At 72.6% G+C, this 17,345-nt stretch carries 13 protein-coding genes; 11 read left to right on the top strand and 2 right to left on the bottom strand.

Translation table 11 applies throughout. From position 1 onward, the window contains the following. Positions 1-54: 54 nt before the first annotated feature. The 8 genes from AC0OO9_RS23885 to AC0OO9_RS23920 all read left to right on the top strand — a co-directional run bounded on the left by AC0OO9_RS23885 (position 55) and on the right by AC0OO9_RS23920 (position 10,163). A complete protein-coding gene (locus AC0OO9_RS23885) occupies positions 55-3,036 on the top strand; it encodes an amino acid adenylation domain-containing protein (protein WP_484512505.1) in 2,982 nt (993 codons plus the stop codon). Between the two features lie 43 nt (positions 3,037-3,079). Next, entirely contained in the window at positions 3,080-3,898 is an 819-nt protein-coding gene (locus AC0OO9_RS23890) for an aminotransferase class IV (RefSeq protein WP_484512507.1), read from the top strand. A 159-nt stretch (positions 3,899-4,057) separates the two neighbouring features. Next, on the top strand, positions 4,058-4,705 hold the full coding sequence (locus AC0OO9_RS23895) for a DNA alkylation repair protein (protein ID WP_484518025.1): 648 nt from the start codon (positions 4,058-4,060) through the stop codon (positions 4,703-4,705). A gap of 183 nt (positions 4,706-4,888) precedes the next feature. Next, positions 4,889-5,458: an RICIN domain-containing protein gene (locus AC0OO9_RS23900; RefSeq protein WP_484518026.1), complete on the top strand. Its 570-nt coding sequence runs from the start codon at positions 4,889-4,891 to the stop codon at positions 5,456-5,458. Positions 5,459-5,754: 296 nt separating this feature from the next. Then, positions 5,755-7,203, top strand: coding sequence for a rifampin monooxygenase (gene rox, locus AC0OO9_RS23905; RefSeq protein WP_484512509.1), 1,449 nt, complete (start codon positions 5,755-5,757; stop codon positions 7,201-7,203). Between the two features lie 158 nt (positions 7,204-7,361). Continuing rightward, complete coding sequence (locus AC0OO9_RS23910) at positions 7,362-8,261, top strand: aminoglycoside phosphotransferase/kinase family protein (RefSeq protein WP_484512511.1); 900 nt, start codon at positions 7,362-7,364, stop codon at positions 8,259-8,261. A 197-nt stretch (positions 8,262-8,458) separates the two neighbouring features. Further along, positions 8,459-9,622 (top strand): FG-GAP repeat domain-containing protein, encoded by a 1,164-nt coding sequence (locus AC0OO9_RS23915; protein ID WP_484512513.1) that lies wholly within the window; start codon positions 8,459-8,461, stop codon positions 9,620-9,622. Positions 9,623-9,722: 100 nt separating this feature from the next. Next, positions 9,723-10,163 (top strand): hypothetical protein, encoded by a 441-nt coding sequence (locus AC0OO9_RS23920; protein ID WP_132236024.1) that lies wholly within the window; start codon positions 9,723-9,725, stop codon positions 10,161-10,163. Between the two features lie 107 nt (positions 10,164-10,270). On the opposite strand, the gene AC0OO9_RS23925 is transcribed toward AC0OO9_RS23920, so the two are convergent. Continuing rightward, positions 10,271-11,017 carry a hypothetical protein gene (locus AC0OO9_RS23925; RefSeq protein ID WP_484512515.1) on the bottom strand — a complete coding sequence of 249 codons (747 nt, stop codon included), beginning with the start codon at positions 11,015-11,017 and terminating at the stop codon, positions 10,271-10,273. A gap of 134 nt (positions 11,018-11,151) precedes the next feature. Between AC0OO9_RS23925 and AC0OO9_RS23930 the strand changes: the two genes are divergently transcribed. The 3 genes from AC0OO9_RS23930 to AC0OO9_RS23940 all read left to right on the top strand — a co-directional run bounded on the left by AC0OO9_RS23930 (position 11,152) and on the right by AC0OO9_RS23940 (position 15,151). Beyond that, positions 11,152-11,751 (top strand): TetR/AcrR family transcriptional regulator, encoded by a 600-nt coding sequence (locus AC0OO9_RS23930; protein WP_484512517.1) that lies wholly within the window; start codon positions 11,152-11,154, stop codon positions 11,749-11,751. Beyond that, positions 11,748-13,376, top strand: coding sequence for an isovaleryl-CoA dehydrogenase (locus tag AC0OO9_RS23935; protein ID WP_484512519.1), 1,629 nt, complete (start codon positions 11,748-11,750; stop codon positions 13,374-13,376). The genes AC0OO9_RS23930 and AC0OO9_RS23935 overlap by 4 nt, the downstream gene beginning before the upstream one ends. A 191-nt stretch (positions 13,377-13,567) precedes the next feature. Next, positions 13,568-15,151: a DHA2 family efflux MFS transporter permease subunit gene (locus AC0OO9_RS23940; RefSeq protein ID WP_484512521.1), complete on the top strand. Its 1,584-nt coding sequence runs from the start codon at positions 13,568-13,570 to the stop codon at positions 15,149-15,151. Between the two features lie 50 nt (positions 15,152-15,201). Here AC0OO9_RS23940 and AC0OO9_RS23945 read toward each other — a convergent pair whose 3' ends face one another. Beyond that, positions 15,202-17,166 carry an ABC transporter ATP-binding protein gene (locus AC0OO9_RS23945; RefSeq protein ID WP_484512523.1) on the bottom strand — a complete coding sequence of 655 codons (1,965 nt, stop codon included), beginning with the start codon at positions 17,164-17,166 and terminating at the stop codon, positions 15,202-15,204. Between the last annotated feature and the right edge of the window lie 179 nt (positions 17,167-17,345).

Here is a 17,345-nt window from a genome sequence, read left to right on the forward strand (position 1 = left end):
CCGCGCCGCCACGTCGCTTGTCGCGGGGCCGGAGCGGTGGAGTTGGAGGTACGGATGAGCAACGAACTGCCGAACGGGCCGACCCGGCCGGTCGATCCGGCCGTGGACCCGACGCCGACGCGCCGCACCGGCGCCGACCTGTCGGCGCGTGGCTGGTCGCCGACGGACACGCACGCTGTCGCGGTGCCGTTGCCGGCCGAGGTGACGGTGGCCGACGTCGAGGAGCGGATCCGCGCCCTGCCCGCCGCACTCCTGCTGGGGCAGGGGCAGCCGGCCGGTTCCGGTCGAGGGCCCGGGCCGGACTCGTACCGCCTCTGGCTGGAGCACCTGCGCTCGCTGCGGGACGGAGCAGCGGCGCGGGCCTGGCGGAGCCGGGAACTGGCCCGCCCCGTCGATTGGCGACGAGGCGCGCTGCTGCGGGCGGTGCTCGTCGAGTACGCCGACGGGCGGGACCTCGTCCTGGCCGTACACCGTTCGTTGCTGGACGGTCCCGCGCTGCGCGCCGCCGCGCTGTCGATCTGCGCGGGCGGCATCCCCGCCGAGCCGGCCGGTGCGGTCCACGAGGAGCCCGACGCCGCGCTCGAGGCCGAGGTGCGCCGCTCCTACCAGCCGTTGGGCCTCGGCTCCGGGCCGGAGCGGGCGGCCGCGACGTACCGCTTCGTGCTGGACACCGCCCCGCCGGACGACGCGGCCCGGACGCGGCTCGCCGTCGTCGCGGCCGTGGCGTTGACCCTGTCCCGGCACGGCGGCGCCGAGTCGTTCGTGCTCGGCGTGGCCACGCCGGCGCAGCGGGATCCGGCCGGCGCCGTGGCGGGGATGTCACTGGTCCCGTTGCGGATCGACGGCACCGCCACGGTCACGGAGCTGACCGCCGCCGTCGCCTCGGCCCTGACCCGCTTCCGTCCCTGCCTGCACCGGCCGGAGCTGCACCGGCAGCTAGTGTCCCCAGCCGACCGGTTGGACACCGCCGCACTGGTCTTCGACCTGTCGCCCCACGCCCCGTCGGTCCGGTACGAGGCCGGCGAGCTGGCGGCCTTCCCCCTGACCTTCCTGGTCACCCTGGGGGACGGCGGAGACCTGTGGCTCACGGTCCGCTCGGCCGACGGCCGTGTCCACGGCACCGGGCTGGCGGAGTTCTGCCGTCGCCTCGAGCACGTGTACCGGCAGCTGCGCCACGGGCCGGACAGCACGGTGGTCGCCGGGGTGGCCCTGCTCCCACCGGACGAGCAGCGCGCGGTGCTGTCCCTCGGCGCGGGCGGACCGTGTCCGCCGGCGCCCTGGCCCACCATCGTCGCGGCCGTGGCGGCGCAGGCCGCCCGCAGGCCGGACGCGCCGGCACTCGTCGAGCCGGGGACGACGACCGTGACCTACGGCGAACTCGATCGGCGCAGTGCCACCCTCGGTCGGGCACTGGCCGCGATGGGCGTGGGACCGGGCACCCGGGTGGGCGTCTGCCTGCCCCGTTCCGCGGAGCTGGTGGTGGCGTTGCTCGCCGTGCTGCGCACCGGTGCCGCCTACGTGCCGATGGATCCGGCCTATCCGCAGGAGCGGCTGCGGTTCACGGCCGCCGACGCGGGCCTCACCCTGGTGATCGGGGACGAGTCGTTCCCGGCGGACTCCTCGCCGCCGGTCCGCTCCCCGGCGGACCTGACCGCGTCCGCCGTGTCGGCGGCACCCGCCAGCGTGGCACCGGGGCCCGACGACCCGGCGTACGTCATCTACACCTCCGGTTCGACCGGGCGGCCCAAGGGCGTGGTGGTCCCGCACCGCAACGTGGTGAGCCTGCTCGCCGCCACTCACGACGAATACGGGTTCGGCCCGGCGGACACCTGGACGTTCTTCCACTCGGTCGCCTTCGACTTCTCGGTCTGGGAGATCTGGGGCGCGCTGATGACCGGGGGACGCCTGGTGGTGGTCTCCTACCCGCTCGCCCGGTCGCCGGAGGACTTCCACGAACTGCTCAGGGCCGAGTCGGTGACCGTGCTCAACCAGACCCCGTCGGCGTTCGCGCAGCTGGCTGCCGTGCCGGCCGGTCCGGCCCGGCTGGCGCTGCGGCTGGTCGTCTTCGGCGGCGAGCCGTTGGACGCGGGGACGCTCGCCCGCTGGTTCGACCGACGTCCGGAAGGCTCGTGCCGGATGGTGAACATGTACGGGATCACCGAGACGACCGTCCACGTGACCGCCGAGACGATGCGTCGTCGCCACGCGCTGAAGGGCTCCCGGGTGGTCGGCCGGGCGCTGCCCGGTTGGTCGGCCTCCGTCCGTGACCCGCGGGGAGCGGTGCTGCCTCCCGGCGTACCCGGGGAGATCTGGGTCGGTGGGGCCGGGCTGGCAATGGGCTACCTCAACCGCCCCGAGCTGACCGCGGAGCGTTTCGTCACCGACCCGGTCACCGGCGAGCGCGCGTACCGCAGCGGTGACCTCGGGCGGCTACTGCCCGACGGGCGGCTGGAGCACCTGGGAAGGATCGACCGACAGGTGAAGATTCGCGGGCACCGCATCGAGCTCGACGAGATTCGTGAGGTCCTGCTGGAGGATCCCTGCGTGCGGGCCGCCGTCGTGGTGGTCCGCGCCCATAAGGGCGACCAGGCGGACCTGCGGCTGCGGGCGTACGTGGTCGCGGCTTCCGGCGCGTCACCGCTCGGCGTGCGGCGCCGGGCGGCCCGCCTGCTGCCCGACTACATGGTCCCGGCGACGGTCACCTTCCTGGACAGCCTGCCGTTGACCGTCAACGGCAAGCTCGACGTCGAGGCGTTGCCCGAACCGGACCTGGCACGGACCGCGAGGACCGACGCCGCGGAACTCCCCCCGGACACACCCGTCGGGATCTGCAGGGTCTGGGAGCGGCTCTTCGGGGCGCCCGTCAGCCCGGAGGACGACTTCTTCGAACTGGGCGGGAACTCCCTGCTGGCCCTCAGGATGTCGGCGCGGTTGCAGGAGGCGGGACTACCTCCGGTGCCGGTCCGTCAGTTGTACCGGCAGCCCACGCCGCAAGGGATCGCGGCCTACTACGACAGTTTGTCGAGCGCCTCATGACCGGTCAGGAAGCCGGCTACGGTCACCCGGCCGGCGGACAGTCATGACCGGTGGCGAGGATCTCTCCCCCGCCGGGGCCGGTCGACTGGTGTGGACCGGCGCACGGACCTTCGTGCCGTTGCCGTCCAAGGCGTGCGGCATCGATGTCGCCGATTCCTGGTTGGTGGACGGCGGCCGGTGCCGAGGGCTCGAGCTGCACCGTCAACGCTTCGCCGGCTCGTGTCGGCGCCACGACGTGGCACCGGGCGTCGTCGACGCGTTCCTCGAGGACGTCATCGACGTCCTGCCCCGCGCCGGGCGATGGTTCCCCAGGGTCGAGTACCACGCCGGGGAGTTCCGGTTCTGGTTACGCCCGGCGCCCAGGCTCTCCGCCAGCGTCGTGCTCTGGGTGCCGGGCGTGGGGGATCCGCGGACCGAACCTTCAGTCAAGGGGCCGGACCTGGCGGCACTGGAGGTGTTGCGGGACGAGGCGGGCAGGGTCGGAGCGGGCGAGGCGTTGCTGCTCTCCCCGCAGGGCGAGGTACGGGAGGGGGCGCTCAGCGGCCTGATGTGGTGGCGCGGCGACGGCCTGTGCGCTCCGCCCGACGGGCCGTACGTGCTGCCGAGCGTCACCCGGAGGCTGATACTCCGCCTGGCGGCACAGCGTGGCCAGGCGGTCCGGTTCGAGTCCTGCCGCCTGGCCGACCTCGACGGGCTGGAGGTCTGGTCGATCAGCGCCCTGCACGGCATCCGGTCGGTCTCGGGCTGGCAGGGCGCCGCCCTGGTGCCCGGGGAGGGCCGGCACGCCGTCGACTGGCAACGGCAGCTGCTTTCGCTGGCCGTTCCGCTGCCGGAGCCGCGAGTCGCTCCGACCGCGTCCTGACGCTCCCGCCGGGGCTGCACCGCGTGTACGGATCGAACCCGCTGCGCCGGCGAGGGCGCGCGCATCCTTCTGGCGTGGGACAGCGCCGCTTCCCTCGTAGGCTGAGCCGCATACCTGGGGGAGGAGGCTGAGGTGACGGAGACGACCGTGGCCGAGGTGATGGCCGAACTGGCCGCGCTCGAGGATCCGAAGGCGCGCGAGGTGAACAGGAGACACGGTGAGGACCACGGTGTGCACCTCGGCCAGCTGCGCGCGCTCGCGAAGCGGCTCAGGACGCAGCAGGAGCTCGCGTGCCGGCTCTGGGCGACGGACGACACTGCGGCGAGGCTGCTGGCGATCCTGATCTGCCGCCCGAAGGCGTTCGGGCGTGACGAGTTGGATGTCATGTTGCGCGGGACGCGCACACCCAAGGTGCACGACTGGCTCGTGAACTACGTGGTGAAGAAGAGCCCGCACTCCGAAGAGCTGCGCCTGGCGTGGTCCGCCGATCCCGACCCGGTGGTGGCGGGTGCCGGCTGGGCCCTGACCGCCGAACGCGTGACGAAGAGGCCCGAAGGCCTCGACCTCGAAGGACTGCTCGACGTCATCGAGGCGGAGATCGGGGACGCGCCGGATCGCCTCCAGTGGGCGATGAACGAGTGCCTGGCTCGTATCGGGATCGAGCACGCCGGGCACCGCGCCCGCGCGATTGAGATCGGCGAGCGCCTGGGGGTGCTCAAGGACTACCCGACCTCCCCGGGCTGTACGTCTCCGTTCGCGCCCGTCTGGATCACCGAGATGGTGCGCCGGCAGCAGGGCAGCCCGTGAGGAGCCGGTGACGCCCGCGTGACCGGGGGTGGGCCGGTCGGGTGGCGCCTCGCGCACGTCAGCGTCCGCCGGCCTGGTGCCCGGATGCGCACCGCGTCAGGGCGGTGGCAGCGAGATGACAGCGCGATCCGGTCAGCTTGGGATCGACCTCAACCGGCCCACCGAAGAGAGGCTCACGTGAGCATGCGAAATCGAATCCGCACCCCGCTGATGAGCATGGCTTTCCTGGCCACCGCAGCCGTCGGTATCGGGCTGGCGTCCACGCCAGCAAGTGCGGCGGCCGTCGCGCCGATCACCACGACCTCCACCGCCCAGGCGCCATTGGCAGACTCCGGCTTCACCCTGGAACCGTCGACTATCGGAGCCCAGGCTGGCTACATCAGGAACAGGGCCACGAACCGGTGCCTGGAGAACGGGGTCGGCGGCTCCGTGGGGCACGTCTTCACGGCCCCCTGCCACTACGGATCCTCGCAGACCTGGTCGTGGGTCGATGACCCCATCTGCTGTGACACGACGTGGAAGATGCTCGTCAACCTGTGGAGCCAGGACTGCCTGGACGGCACCGAAGCCACCGGCAGCGTCTACACGCTCAGCTGCAATAGCGGCACCTTCCAGAAGTGGCGGCTGACGTCCACCGGTCGTATCGAGCACCCGCTCTCCTCGGGCTGGCAGTATCACAGCCTCGACAGCAACTGGGCCGGTTCGGTCTACCTGAGTCCGAACAACGCCGGCGACTACCAGAAGTGGTTCTGAGCGCTCATCACGGGTCCGTAAGGGTCCCGACACTTCGATAGCGGGGCGACAGCGGGGCATCAACACCGGCCGGAAGGTCTGCCGGGGTCGGTGCCCCGCCGACCTGCGGGCACGGCCGTGCGTGCCCGCCCGGGAACGACAGAGGCCGCGCGTGCGGAGCCGAAAAACAACGAAGGCAAGGAGGGGATCTCCTTGCCACCATTAACATATACCGCACCCCAGGGCTTGCGGCAAGACCCCGGTCGTGGCGCAGAATCGTCGGCCGAGCGCAGAAATCGGCACCCATGGGGGAATTCATGTTCGATGTGATCATTGTTGGCGGCGGCCCGACCGGCATGATGCTGGCGAGTGAATTGCGTCTTCGGGGCGTCCACGTGCTCGTGCTGGAGAAGGACGCCGAGCCGCCGCCGTTCGTGCGGTCGCTCGGGCTGCACGTGCGCAGCATCGAGGTGATGGATCAGCGGGGGCTGTTGGAGCGGTTCCTCGAAAACGGCAGGCAGTATCCGCTCAGGGGATTCTTCGCGGGCATCGAAAAGCCCGCCCCGACCGGGCTGGACACCGCACACGGATACGTACTCGGCATTCCGCAGACGCTCACCGACCGGCTGCTCGCGGAGCACGCGGCCGAAGTCGGGGCCGAGATCCGGCGTGGTGGTGCGGTGGTCGGGTTGGCGCAGGACGACGACGGCGTGACCGTACACCTTGAAAGCGGCACCGCGACCGCGTTGCGGGCGCGGTTCGTCGTCGGCTGCGACGGTGGGCGCAGCACGGTTCGGAAACTGCTCGGGGTCGGATTCCCCGGCGAGCCGTCGAAGATCGACACCCTGCTGGGCGAGATGGAGGTGACGGCGTCCCCGGAACACCTCACCGAGGTGATGACCGAGGTGCGCAGGACCGAGAAGCGGTTCGGGATCGGGCCGTCGGGCAAGCCGGGGGTGTTCCGGGCGGTCGTACCGGCGGAGGGGGTGGCCGAGGACCGTTCGGTGCCGCCGACGTTCGAGGAGTTCACGCGACAGCTACGCAGGTACGCCGGCACCGACTTCGGCGCGCACTCCCCGCGCTGGCTGTCGCGCTTCGGCGACGCGACCCGCCAGGCCGAGCGCTACCGGGTCGGCCGGGTGTTCCTGGCCGGGGACGCCGCGCACGTCCACCCGCCCATGGGTGGGCAGGGACTCAACCTCGGCATCCAGGACTCGTTCAACCTGGGCTGGAAGCTGGCGGCGGCCGTCAACGGCTGGGCGCCGGACGACCTGCTGGACAGCTACGAGTCCGAGCGGCATCCGGTGGCCGCCGACGTGCTGGACAACACCCGCGCACAGATGCAGCTGACCACCAACGAACCCGGACCGCAGGCGGTACGGCGGTTGCTGGCGCAGCTCATGGACTTCAACGACGTCAACCGGTTCCTCATCGAGAAGATCACGGCGATCGACGTCCGGTACGACTTCGGTGCGGGCCACGACCTGCTCGGGCGGCGGCTGCGCGACGTCGGGCTGAGGCACGGGCGCCTGTTCGAGCTGTTGCGCACCGGCAACGGGCTGCTGCTCGACCGGACGGGGCGGCTTTCGGTGGACGGCTGGGCCGACCGGGTCGACCACGCCGCCGACACCAGCGAGGAGTGGGGCGTGCCGGCGGTCCTGCTCCGGCCGGACGGGCACGTCGCGTGGGTCGGCGAGGACCAGCGGACGCTCGACGTCGCGCTCGCCAGGTGGTTCGGCGCCCCGGGAACTACCGCGGCCGGGTGAGGGACGCAGGCACGTCGAAGGTGGACAGCGACGATCGCCGTACGGGGATAGTGTGCTCGCGACCGGCCCTCACGATCGGACACTCGGATGACGCTCTCCAGGACGACCGCCACGCCGCAGTGCGACCGCCGATGATCGACCCGCGACAGGCTCACGACGTGGCCCACGCGATCGCCACGGCGGCCCTGGGCCGGGACCCGGGCCCGATGACCGTCGCCGACAGCCTCTCGCACCACGTCTACCTGGGGACGGACGTCGTCGTGAAGGTCATCGAGGCCGACCGCCACTCGCGACTGGACCGGGAGATCGCTCTCGCGCCCCACCTGCCCGCCGGCATCACGGCGCCGCTGCTCGACAGCGGGCGCTACGAGCTGGAGACCCGCGAGGTCCGCTACGCCTGCTACGCCCGCGCGCCCGGGGCGACGCCCGGCATGGACATGCCCGGCGTGGACGAGGAGACCGCGTGTCTGCTGGCGGCGGAGGCGGTGCAGCGGCTGCGCGCACTGCACCGCTGGACGCCTGCGGCCCCCGCCCGGCAGACGCTGGCAGAGACGCTCGACCACGGCGGGTTCGTCAGCCGGGCCGCGCTTTTCGCCGAGGTGGAGGACCTCGGCGCCCTGAACCGGGACGGGATCATCCCTGGCCGGGTGCTCGACGGTCTGGCGGCGATAGCGGAGGGCGCGCCGGCGCAGGCGAGCGTGGCCGTCCCGGTCCACGCGGACTGCCACTGGGGAAACTGGCTCGCTCGCGACCGCAGTGTGACGGCGCTGCTGGACTTCGAGTGGGCGCGCTTCGGTGAACCGATGGATGACTGGTTCTTCCTGGTCCGGTTCAGCGGCCCGCACATGGAGGCCGTCCTCGACGTCGTCGCGGACGAGACGGGGACGTCCCCGGCCACCCTGCGCCGGGAGTGCGAGGTGCGCGAGGCGAGCTACCTCGCCGCGGATCTCCGCGTCTCGCTCGAACGCCCGGACATCCCCGCGCAGACGGTTGCCGAGAACGTCCGTGACCTCGAGGAACTCGTTCTCGCGAGCCCCTGGTGGCGCCACGCCCCGTGACGGCGGCTGCGGCGTGGGCGGGTGTGCGCGGCCCTGCGGCAGACGGCGCGTGCGCGTTCCGCGCCGCCGGGCGGGCCGCGTCCCCGTGCCGACCGCCCCGGGGGCCGGCGTCGCGCGAGGTTTGCGGCGTCGGCGCCCGGGGCACGTGGCGCATGCGCGGCCGTCGATCGATGGCCGGGATGCGAACGGGGGACGGAATGGACAGACTGGTCAGGGTCGGTATGGCGGCGACGCTCGCCGTGGCGGCCGGGGTGGCGGCGCCGGCGCGCGCCGGGGCGGCGGGCGCAGGGGCCTTCGCGCCCGCCCGGTACCTCGCGACGGGGGCGACCGCGACCAACGCCGTCGCGGTCGCCGACGTCACCGGCGACGGGCGGCGTGACATCGTCGTCGGCATGGACGCCGCCGACGGCACGCAGACGAGTTCGGTGCTGGTCTTCGCCCAGCAGGCCGACCACGGGTACGGCGCTCCCACGAGGATCCCCGCGCACGGCGGCTACAACAGCGACGTACGGCTGGCGGTCGCCGACATCGACGGCGACGGGCGTACGGACGTGGCGATGTCCTCGTCCGCCGGCGTCGACGTGTTGTTCCAGCGGGGCGGGCGGCTCGCCGCGCCGGTGCTGGTGGCCGGTGGCGCCGAGGACGTCGCGATCGCGGACGTGACCGGTGACGGGCGCCCGGACCTGGTCGTCGGCGCGAAGCAGGGCGAGGTGAGGATCCACGCGCAGAGCGCGACGCACACGTTCCCGACGCACACGACGGTCACCGGGCCGTTCACGGCCGGTGCGCCGGCGAACCAGGTCTTCGTGGCCGACCTCGACGGGGACGCCCGGGTCGACCTCGCGCAGTTCTACGGCCACGGCACGTGGGTGCGGCTGCGCCGCGCGGACGGTTCCTACGGGCCGGCGACGACCTACCGGACGCCGGCGAACGACAACGGCTACCGCCGGGTCGGCCTCGGCGCGGCGGTCGGCGACGTGACCGGCGACGGTCGGGCCGACCTGGTGACCAGCGTCCAGGGCAACACCCCGGACTCCGCCGTCCAGGTGTTCGCGCAGGGTGCCGGTGGGCTCGCCGCGACGCCGACCAGGTATCCCGCCTACGACTGCGCCGCCGGGCTCGTCATCGGCGACCTGACCGGCGACAACCGGAACGACCTGGTCGTCGCGCACGCCAACTGGTTGGCGGTGAGCGTCCATCTGCAGGGGCCGACCGGAACGCTCGGCGGGTACGCGACGAACAGCGTCGACGGGGTCGGATTCCAGGAGGACGCCCTGGCCGTCGGCGACGTCACCGGGGACGGGAAGCCGGACGTGGTCGCCGTCGCGTACGACAAGGTTGCCATCCTGCGGCAGCTCTGACGCCCGGCGGCGTGTCGCCCACGGGGCGATGCCGGGGCGCGCGTCGTGCGATCATGATCCACAACGCAAACAGTCGACTGTGGATTGGGCCTTGGTGACCATGAAGAGAGTGTTCTCGACCCTGATGGCACTGGTGACCGTCGCGTCGGTCATGACGATCGGCGCACCCGCCGCCCAGGCGGCCGGCTCCTGCTCGGGCACGATCATCTACAGCCAGGTGCAGTCGTCGGGCTACGGCGAACTGGTGATCTACTACAACAGCAGCAACGGGGGCACCAACAGCGCGTGCTTCTACCACCGGGGCGCGGCCTACGGGAAGTCGGCACCCACCTTCGTGCAGATCTACCGCTGCGCCGAGCGTTCCGGTGAGGGCGCGCACTGCACCCGCTCGGGCAGCGCGGACACCGACTCCGGTGACTTCAGCTACCACGCCGGCCCGGTCGGCGTCACCGGCACGGCGTCCTACTGCGTCGAGGCGGTCGGCTACATCGGCTGGGCGGGCGCGCGCCACCAGATCTACAGCCGCCGGCAGGGCTGCTGACGCATCGTCCCGGCCCGGCAGGCCCGCGGACATGTGCCGGCTGCGGCCCAGGGGGCACTCCCGAGACGGGGGTGCCCCCTTTCGCCGTTCCCGGCAGCCTCGCGTGGCTAGTCGCGCTTGTCCCACCGGTCGTCGTCGGGGAGGGCCAGCAGTTGTACGAGGTCGCGCACCTCGGCGGACGCGTCGTGTTCCCGCAGCGCGGCCGGCGCGTGCCGCAGCACCCACATCGACAGCGCCAGGCACGCCGTGTCCTCCTCGTCCCGCCAGCTCGACCAGGGCAGACGGTCGACGACCAGGTCGTACGACCACTCGTCCGCCGCCGCAACCAGTCGTCGCCGAGCCGTCGGGTCGGGCAGCAGTCGCGTCCAGGTGTCCAGCCACGGGGCGAGCTGCCCGGTGACCTCGGCGACGAAGGCCAGGGCCTCGTGGGCGGGGACCCTCGCCCCGGGATCCACCAGCGTGTGCTGCCACCAGGCTGCCAGGAACTCCCGTACCGCGTCGCGTTGCGAGGCGGGCCAGTCCTGCCAGCGGCCCCTGACGAACAGGCAGGCCAGGGGGTCCATCCCGGAGGCGATCTCCACCTCACCCGTCGCGAGGCGTCGGGTCACCGGGGGCAGGATCCGGCGCAGCAGCGGCCCCGGGTAGTGCCAGTCCGTGGTCCAGTACGTGCGGCGGAGCAGGTCCTCGTCGAGCGGCGCGTCCGGGGTCTTGAGCAGCGCCAGTTCCTCGGCGCTGCCCCAGTGGCACTCGCAGTTGGACTCCCGCCGGTGGGCGGTCATGCCTCGGAACGCGGCGGCCACGCCCGCCAGCGCCGCGTCCAGGCGGCGGTTCACGTCGGTCAGGTCAGGGGTCACGGCGGGACCGCCTTCGAGGACTCCGGGGCGTACGCCTGCCGAAGAGAGGGAGCCTAGACCGCGCCGTGGGCGGGTCGTACGCCAGTCTGGCAGGCGCCTTGCCGGCAAGGATTGAATGGTGGTTCAATCCTTGCGTGGTCTACCGGAGCACCGAACGCGTGAAGGCCCGGCTCAGCGCGTCCCGGGAGCGGATCATCGCCGCCGCGCTGGAGATCATGGCCGAGCACGGGTACGCCGGCTGCTCGGTCGCCGCCGTCGCCGAGCGGGCCGGGATGGCGACCGGCAGCGTCTACCGGCACTTCCCCACCAAGGCCGACCTGGTCGCCGAGGTGTTCCGCACCGCCTCGCAGCGCGAGGTCGACGCGGTGGCGCGCGCGGCGGCGCTGGAGGGCACCGTCGCCGAGCGGGTCACCGCCGTCATCGAGACGTTCTCCGGCCGGGCGCTGCGCTCGCCCCGGTTGGCGTACGCGCTGCTCGCCGAGCCGGCCGACCCGGCGGTCGACGCCGAGCGGCTCGTCTTCCGCCGCGCGTACGCCGAGCTGATCGCCGGTCACGTCGCCCAGGGGGTGGCGAGCGGCGAACTTCCCCCGCAGGATCCCGAGCTGACCGCCACCGCGCTGGTCGGCGCCCTGGCCGAGGCGATGGTCGGCCCCCTGGCGGCCGGGGTCGCCGGGCCGCGCACCATCGAAAACCTGATCACGTTCCTCCACCGCGCGCTGGGAGTGTCGCCGTGACGACGCACGAGGTCCTCAACCAGGTTCCACCGCTGGTCGGTCACGACACGGCCGACGACGCGGCGCTGCTCGACGGGCTCGAACGCGAGGGCGCCGGTTGGGCCGCCGCCGAGCTGCACGAGCTGGGCCGCCTCGGCGGCGGCGAGCAGGCGATCGAGCACGGGCGGCTGGCGAACGAGCACCCGCCGGTCCTGCGCACCCACGACCGGCACGGCCACCGCGTCGACGAGGTGGAGTTCCACCCGGCCTGGCACGAGTTGATGCGTACCGCGGTCACGCACGGCCTGCACGCCGCGCCGTGGGCGGACGACCGGCCGGGCGCGCACGTGGCCCGCGCGGCCAAGTTCTACACCTGGCGTCCCGACGCCGGCCACGGCTGCCCGATCTCGATGACCTACGCCGCCGTGCCGGCGCTGCGGCACGCCCCGGAGCTGGCCGCGCGCTACGAGCCGCTGCTCACCGCCACGTCGTACGACTTCGGGCTGCGTCCGCCGCTGGCCAAGCGGGGGCTGCTGGCCGGCATGTCGATGACGGAGAAGCAGGGCGGCTCGGACGTACGCGCCAACACCACCACCGCCCGCCCCCAGCCGGACGGCACCTACCGGCTGCTCGGGCACAAGTGGTTCACGTCGGCGCCGATGTGCGACGTCTTCCTCACCCTCGCCCAGGCGCCGGGCGGGCTCACCTGCTTCCTCGTCCCGCGCGTCCTGCCGGACGGCACGCGCAACCCGATGCGGCTGATGCGCCTCAAGGACAAGCTCGGCAACCGCTCCAACGCCTCCGCCGAGGTCGAGTACGAGCACGCGGTCGCCTGGCGGGTCGGCGACGAGGGCCGTGGCGTGCGCACCATCATCGACATGGTCAATCTGACCCGCCTCGACTGCGTCATCGGCGCGGCGGCCGGCATGCGCCAGGGCGTGACCACCGCCGCCCACCACGCCACCCACCGGCAGGCCTTCGGCCGGTACCTCGTCGAGGCGCCCCTGATGCGCAACGTGCTCGCCGACCTCGCGGTCGAGTCCGAGGCCGCCACCGTCCTGATGATGCGCCTCGCCGGGGCCACCGACCGGTCCGCGCGCGGCGACGCCGGCGAGACCGCGTTCAAGCGGCTCGCCCTCGCCGTCGGCAAGTACTGGGTCTGCAAGCGCTGGCCGGCGCACGCCGCCGAGGCCCTCGAATGCCTGGGCGGCAACGGCTACGTCGAGGAGTCGGGCATGCCGAGGCTCTTCCGCGAGTCCCCGCTGAACTCGATCTGGGAGGGCTCGGGCAACGTCGCCGCGCTGGACGTGCTGCGCGCCCTCACCAGGGAACCCGAGGTCATGGCGGCGTTCCAGGCCGAGGTCACCGCCGCGGCCGGCGCCGACGCCCGGCTCGACGCCGCCGTACGCGAGGTGCAGGCCGAGCTGTCCGACCGCGACGACGTCGAGCTGCGGGCCCGCCGGGTCGTCGAGCGGCTCGCCCTGGTCCTGCAGGGCTCGCTGCTGGTGCGGCACGGCCACCCCGCCGTCGCCGACGCCTTCTGCGCCTCCCGGCTCGGCGGCGACCACGGCCAGGCGTACGGCACGCTGCCCCGCGGCGTCGACTTCGCCGCGATCATCTCCCGCGCCGTACCCAAGGTGGGCTGACCGCCTTCGCGCGAAGGAGCGCCCCTTGCGGCGGTCGACCCGCTCGCCGACGTGGCGTCGCCCACTCTCCGGCGGTCGGAAATCGTACGTCGATCGTCGGTGCTGCTCGTTAGTCTGCCTGCGGACAGTGTCAGTACGTGACAGGTCGAGGCACGGCTCGCGCCGGCCACCACGGGGACCCAGGAGAATTAGTGACACAGCAATCCATCGCGACCTCGGACAAACTCGACGCCTCGGTGCTCAAGGTCGCCGGGGTCGTCGTCCTCGGCGCGATCATGTCGATCCTCGACGTGACGGTCGTCACCGTCGCCCTGCCGACCTTCCAGCGCGAGTTCAACGCGTCGTACGCCGAGGTCGCCTGGACCATGACGGCCTACACGCTCGCGCTGGCCACGGTGATCCCGCTCAGCGGCTGGGCCGCCGACCGGTTCGGCACCAAGCGGCTCTACATGATCGCCATCGCGCTGTTCACGATCGGGTCGGGGCTGTGCGCCAACGCCGACACCATCGGGCAGCTCATCGGCTACCGCGTGCTCCAGGGCCTCGGCGGCGGCATGCTCCTGCCGCTGGGCATGACGATCATGACCAGGGCGGCCGGGCCGCACCGGATCGGCCGGCTGATGGCCGTCCTGGGCATCCCGATGCTGCTCGGTCCCATCGGAGGCCCGATCCTCGGCGGCTGGCTGATCGACGTCGCGAGCTGGCACTGGATCTTCCTGATCAACCTGCCGATCGGAGCCCTGGCCCTCGTCTACGCCGCACTGGCGCTGCCGAAGGACAACCCCGAGCCGTCCGAGTCGTTCGACTTCCTCGGCATGCTGATGCTCTCGCCGGGGCTCGCCCTCTTCCTCTACGGCGTCTCCACGCTGCCCGAGACCGGCACGTTCGCCGACACCGAGGTGTGGGTGCCCATGCTGGTCGGCGGCGTGCTCCTCGTCGCCTTCGTCCTCTACTCCTTCAGGATCCGGCACCCGCTGCTCGACCTGCGGCTGTTCGGCAACCGCAACCTCACCGTCGCGGCGGTGACCATGTTCGTGTTCATCATCGCGTTCATGGGCGCCGGCCTGCTGTTCCCGAGCTACTTCCTGCAGATCCGCGGCGAGACGACGCTGGCCGCCGGCCTGCTGATGGCGCCGCAGGGCATCGGCGCGATGGTGACCATGCCGGTGGCCGGGATGCTGGCCGACCGGGTCCCCGTCGGCCGCACCGTGCCGTTCGCGCTGGCGCTCATCGCCGTCGGGTTCTTCACCTTCACCCAGGTCGACCCGCAGACCTCGTACGTCCTGCTCTGCGGGTCGCTGTTCGTCATGGGCCTGGGCATGGGCGGCACCATGATGCCGATCATGACCTCGGCGCTGAAGACGCTCAAGGCGCACGACGTGGCCCGTGGCTCCACCCTGGTCAACATCCTCCAGCAGATCGGCGGGTCCGTGGGCGCCGCCATGATGTCGGTGATCCTGACCAGCGAGCTGAACGGCTCCCGGCCGATCCCGGGGGCGACCGACCCGAGCGGGGAGCCGGTGACGGAGGCCGGTCTCGCCATCGCCCTCCAGCAGCAGCCGGAGCTGGCCGAGCAGTTCCCGGTCGACCCCTCGCTCATCCAGCGTGGCCTCGACTTCGCCGCCAGCTCCTTCGCCACCACGTTCTGGGTCGCGTTCGCGCTGGTGCTGGTCACGTTCGTCCCGGTGGCGTTCCTGCCGCGCCGGCGCGAGCCGTCACACCTGCTCGACGGCCAGCAGGAGGGGCAGCCGAAGGCTCCCGTCATCATCCACTGACGCGACGCTCCGGCCCTCGGGACGCCCCCGTGGGCCGGAGCGCCCGTCGGTCAACGCTGCCGTGGCGCGGGGGCGTGCTCGTCCTGGGCGCCGTGGTAGCCGGCGGCCTGGAGGGCGAACAGTTCGGCGTACCGGCCGCCGGCGGCGACGAGCTCGGCGTGACTGCCGGACTCGACCAGCGCGCCGTCGTGCAGGACGAAGATCCGGTCGGCGTGCCGGACGTTGGCCAGCCGGTGGGTGATGAGGATGGTGGTCGCCCGACCCTGCCGGTCCCGGATGGCCTGGAACAGGGCGTCCTCGGCGCGCGGGTCGAGGGCGGAGGACGGCTCGTCCATGACCAGCAGCTCGGCGTCGCGGAGGAAGCCGCGGGCGGCGGTGATGCGCTGCCACTGGCCGCCGGAGAGGTCCTGACCCCTGGCGAACGTCCGGTCGAGCAGCGTCTCGTACCCGTCGGGGAGTTCCTGGATCATGTCGTGCGCGACGGCACGGGCGGCGGCGGCCTCGATCCGGTCCTGCCGTGCCTCGCTCTCGACGTCGCCGACGGCGATGTTCGTCGCGGCTGTGAACGGCCACTTGTGGTATTCCTGCGTGACCACCGCGATGCGGGCCCGCAGCCGGTCGAGGTTCCACTCGGGCAGGGGTCGCCCGTTCCAGCAGATGACGCCCTCGGTGGGCGCGCGCAGGGTGGCGATCATCGCGGCGAGGGTGGTCTTGCCCGAGCCGTTCTCGCCCACGAACGCCACCGTCTGCCCCGCCGTGATCGTCAGCGTCACGCGGTCCACGGCGGGGACGTCCCGGTCGGGGTAGCGCAGGCTGACCTCCCGCACGGCCAGTTCGCGCAGCGGGCCGGGGTCGGCGCCCGCCGCCGGATCGGGCAGGTAGTCGGCGGCACGGGTCATGAATCCGGTGTAGTCGCCGAAGTGCTGACCCTCGGTGTAGACGCGGTCGACCTGGAAGGTGGTGACGGCCAGCGAACGCTGCGCGGCCTGCACCGCGACCACGCAGGTCGCCGCCGCCGCGAGCGGGATCTGACCGTCGACGAGCAGCAGCCCGAGCAGGAGGTAGACCACGGCGGTGGCGATTCCGCCGATCACCGCCCCGACCGTGGTGGTCGTGGTGACCCGGCGGGCGAGGGCCAGCTCGATGTCGGTCTCGACCTCCATCACCCGGTCGTACTGGTCCAGCAGGAAGCGGCGCAGCCCGTAGGAGCGCAGCTCCGGCGCCGAGTCCCGCTCGGCCATCAGCCGGTGCAGCAGCCACAGCCGCCGTCGCCGCACCGAGCCGGCCGTGTAGGTCCGGTAGCGCAGGTGCCCGGCCCGCAGCGACGCCCAGGCCTTGGGCAGCGTCGCGACCAGCAGCGCCAGCAGCAGTAGCGGGTGGATGACGACGACGGCGACCGCCACGGCGAGCAGGCCGGCCAGCCCGGCGAGCAGATTCATCGACGACTCCACCAGGTCGACCGTCGACTCGGTGCCCCGGGAGGCGCGCTCCATGTCGTCGGCGAACGCGTCGGCGTCGAACGCCTCCAGCCGTACCGCCGTGGACATCTCGAACAGGCCGCGTTCCACCTCCCGGCTCACCCGCGGGGTGAGCCCGTTCTGCGCGTACCCGGTGGCGATGCCCATGCCGGCGCGCAGCGCGGTCGCCCCCGCCAGCACGGCGAGCGCGGGCGTCGCGGCGACCACCTTCTCCGTGGTCGGGCCCCCGGCGAACAGCTCGACGAGCACCCGCTGGGTGGCCAGCAGCCCGAAGGCGGCCATCGCCCCGCCGCCGAGTGTCGCGGCGGCCACCACCGAGGTCCGGAGGCGGTCGGCCCGCCAGCTGGTCCGGACCGCCGTCCAGACCAGCCGGGGCAGTTCGGCGAACACGGTGAACAGGCCGGCTTCCGACCGCGCCTGCATCCCGGTCTCCCAGTACATCGTCCGCAGCTCCGGCAGGACCGACTGCGCCCCTGCCGGAGCCGACTCCGACGTGGTGTCCCGTTCGGTGCGGGCGGCGGCTCCGGTCACGGGCATGTCTCCTCGCTGCGCGGTGACGTGGTCGTCGGTCGCGCCCGGGTGGTGGCACGACGGGCGGCGGGGGTCGCCCCCCACCGCCGTCTCCACTCAGGGCATTCGACCAACTACCAATGGTCACTGCCAGCGACGCGCCGGTCCATCCCCCTGGGCAGGGAAGATGGCGCGTACTTGCCGGT

The sequence above is a fragment of the Micromonospora sp. USAFONa4 genome (genome assembly GCF_057197825.1).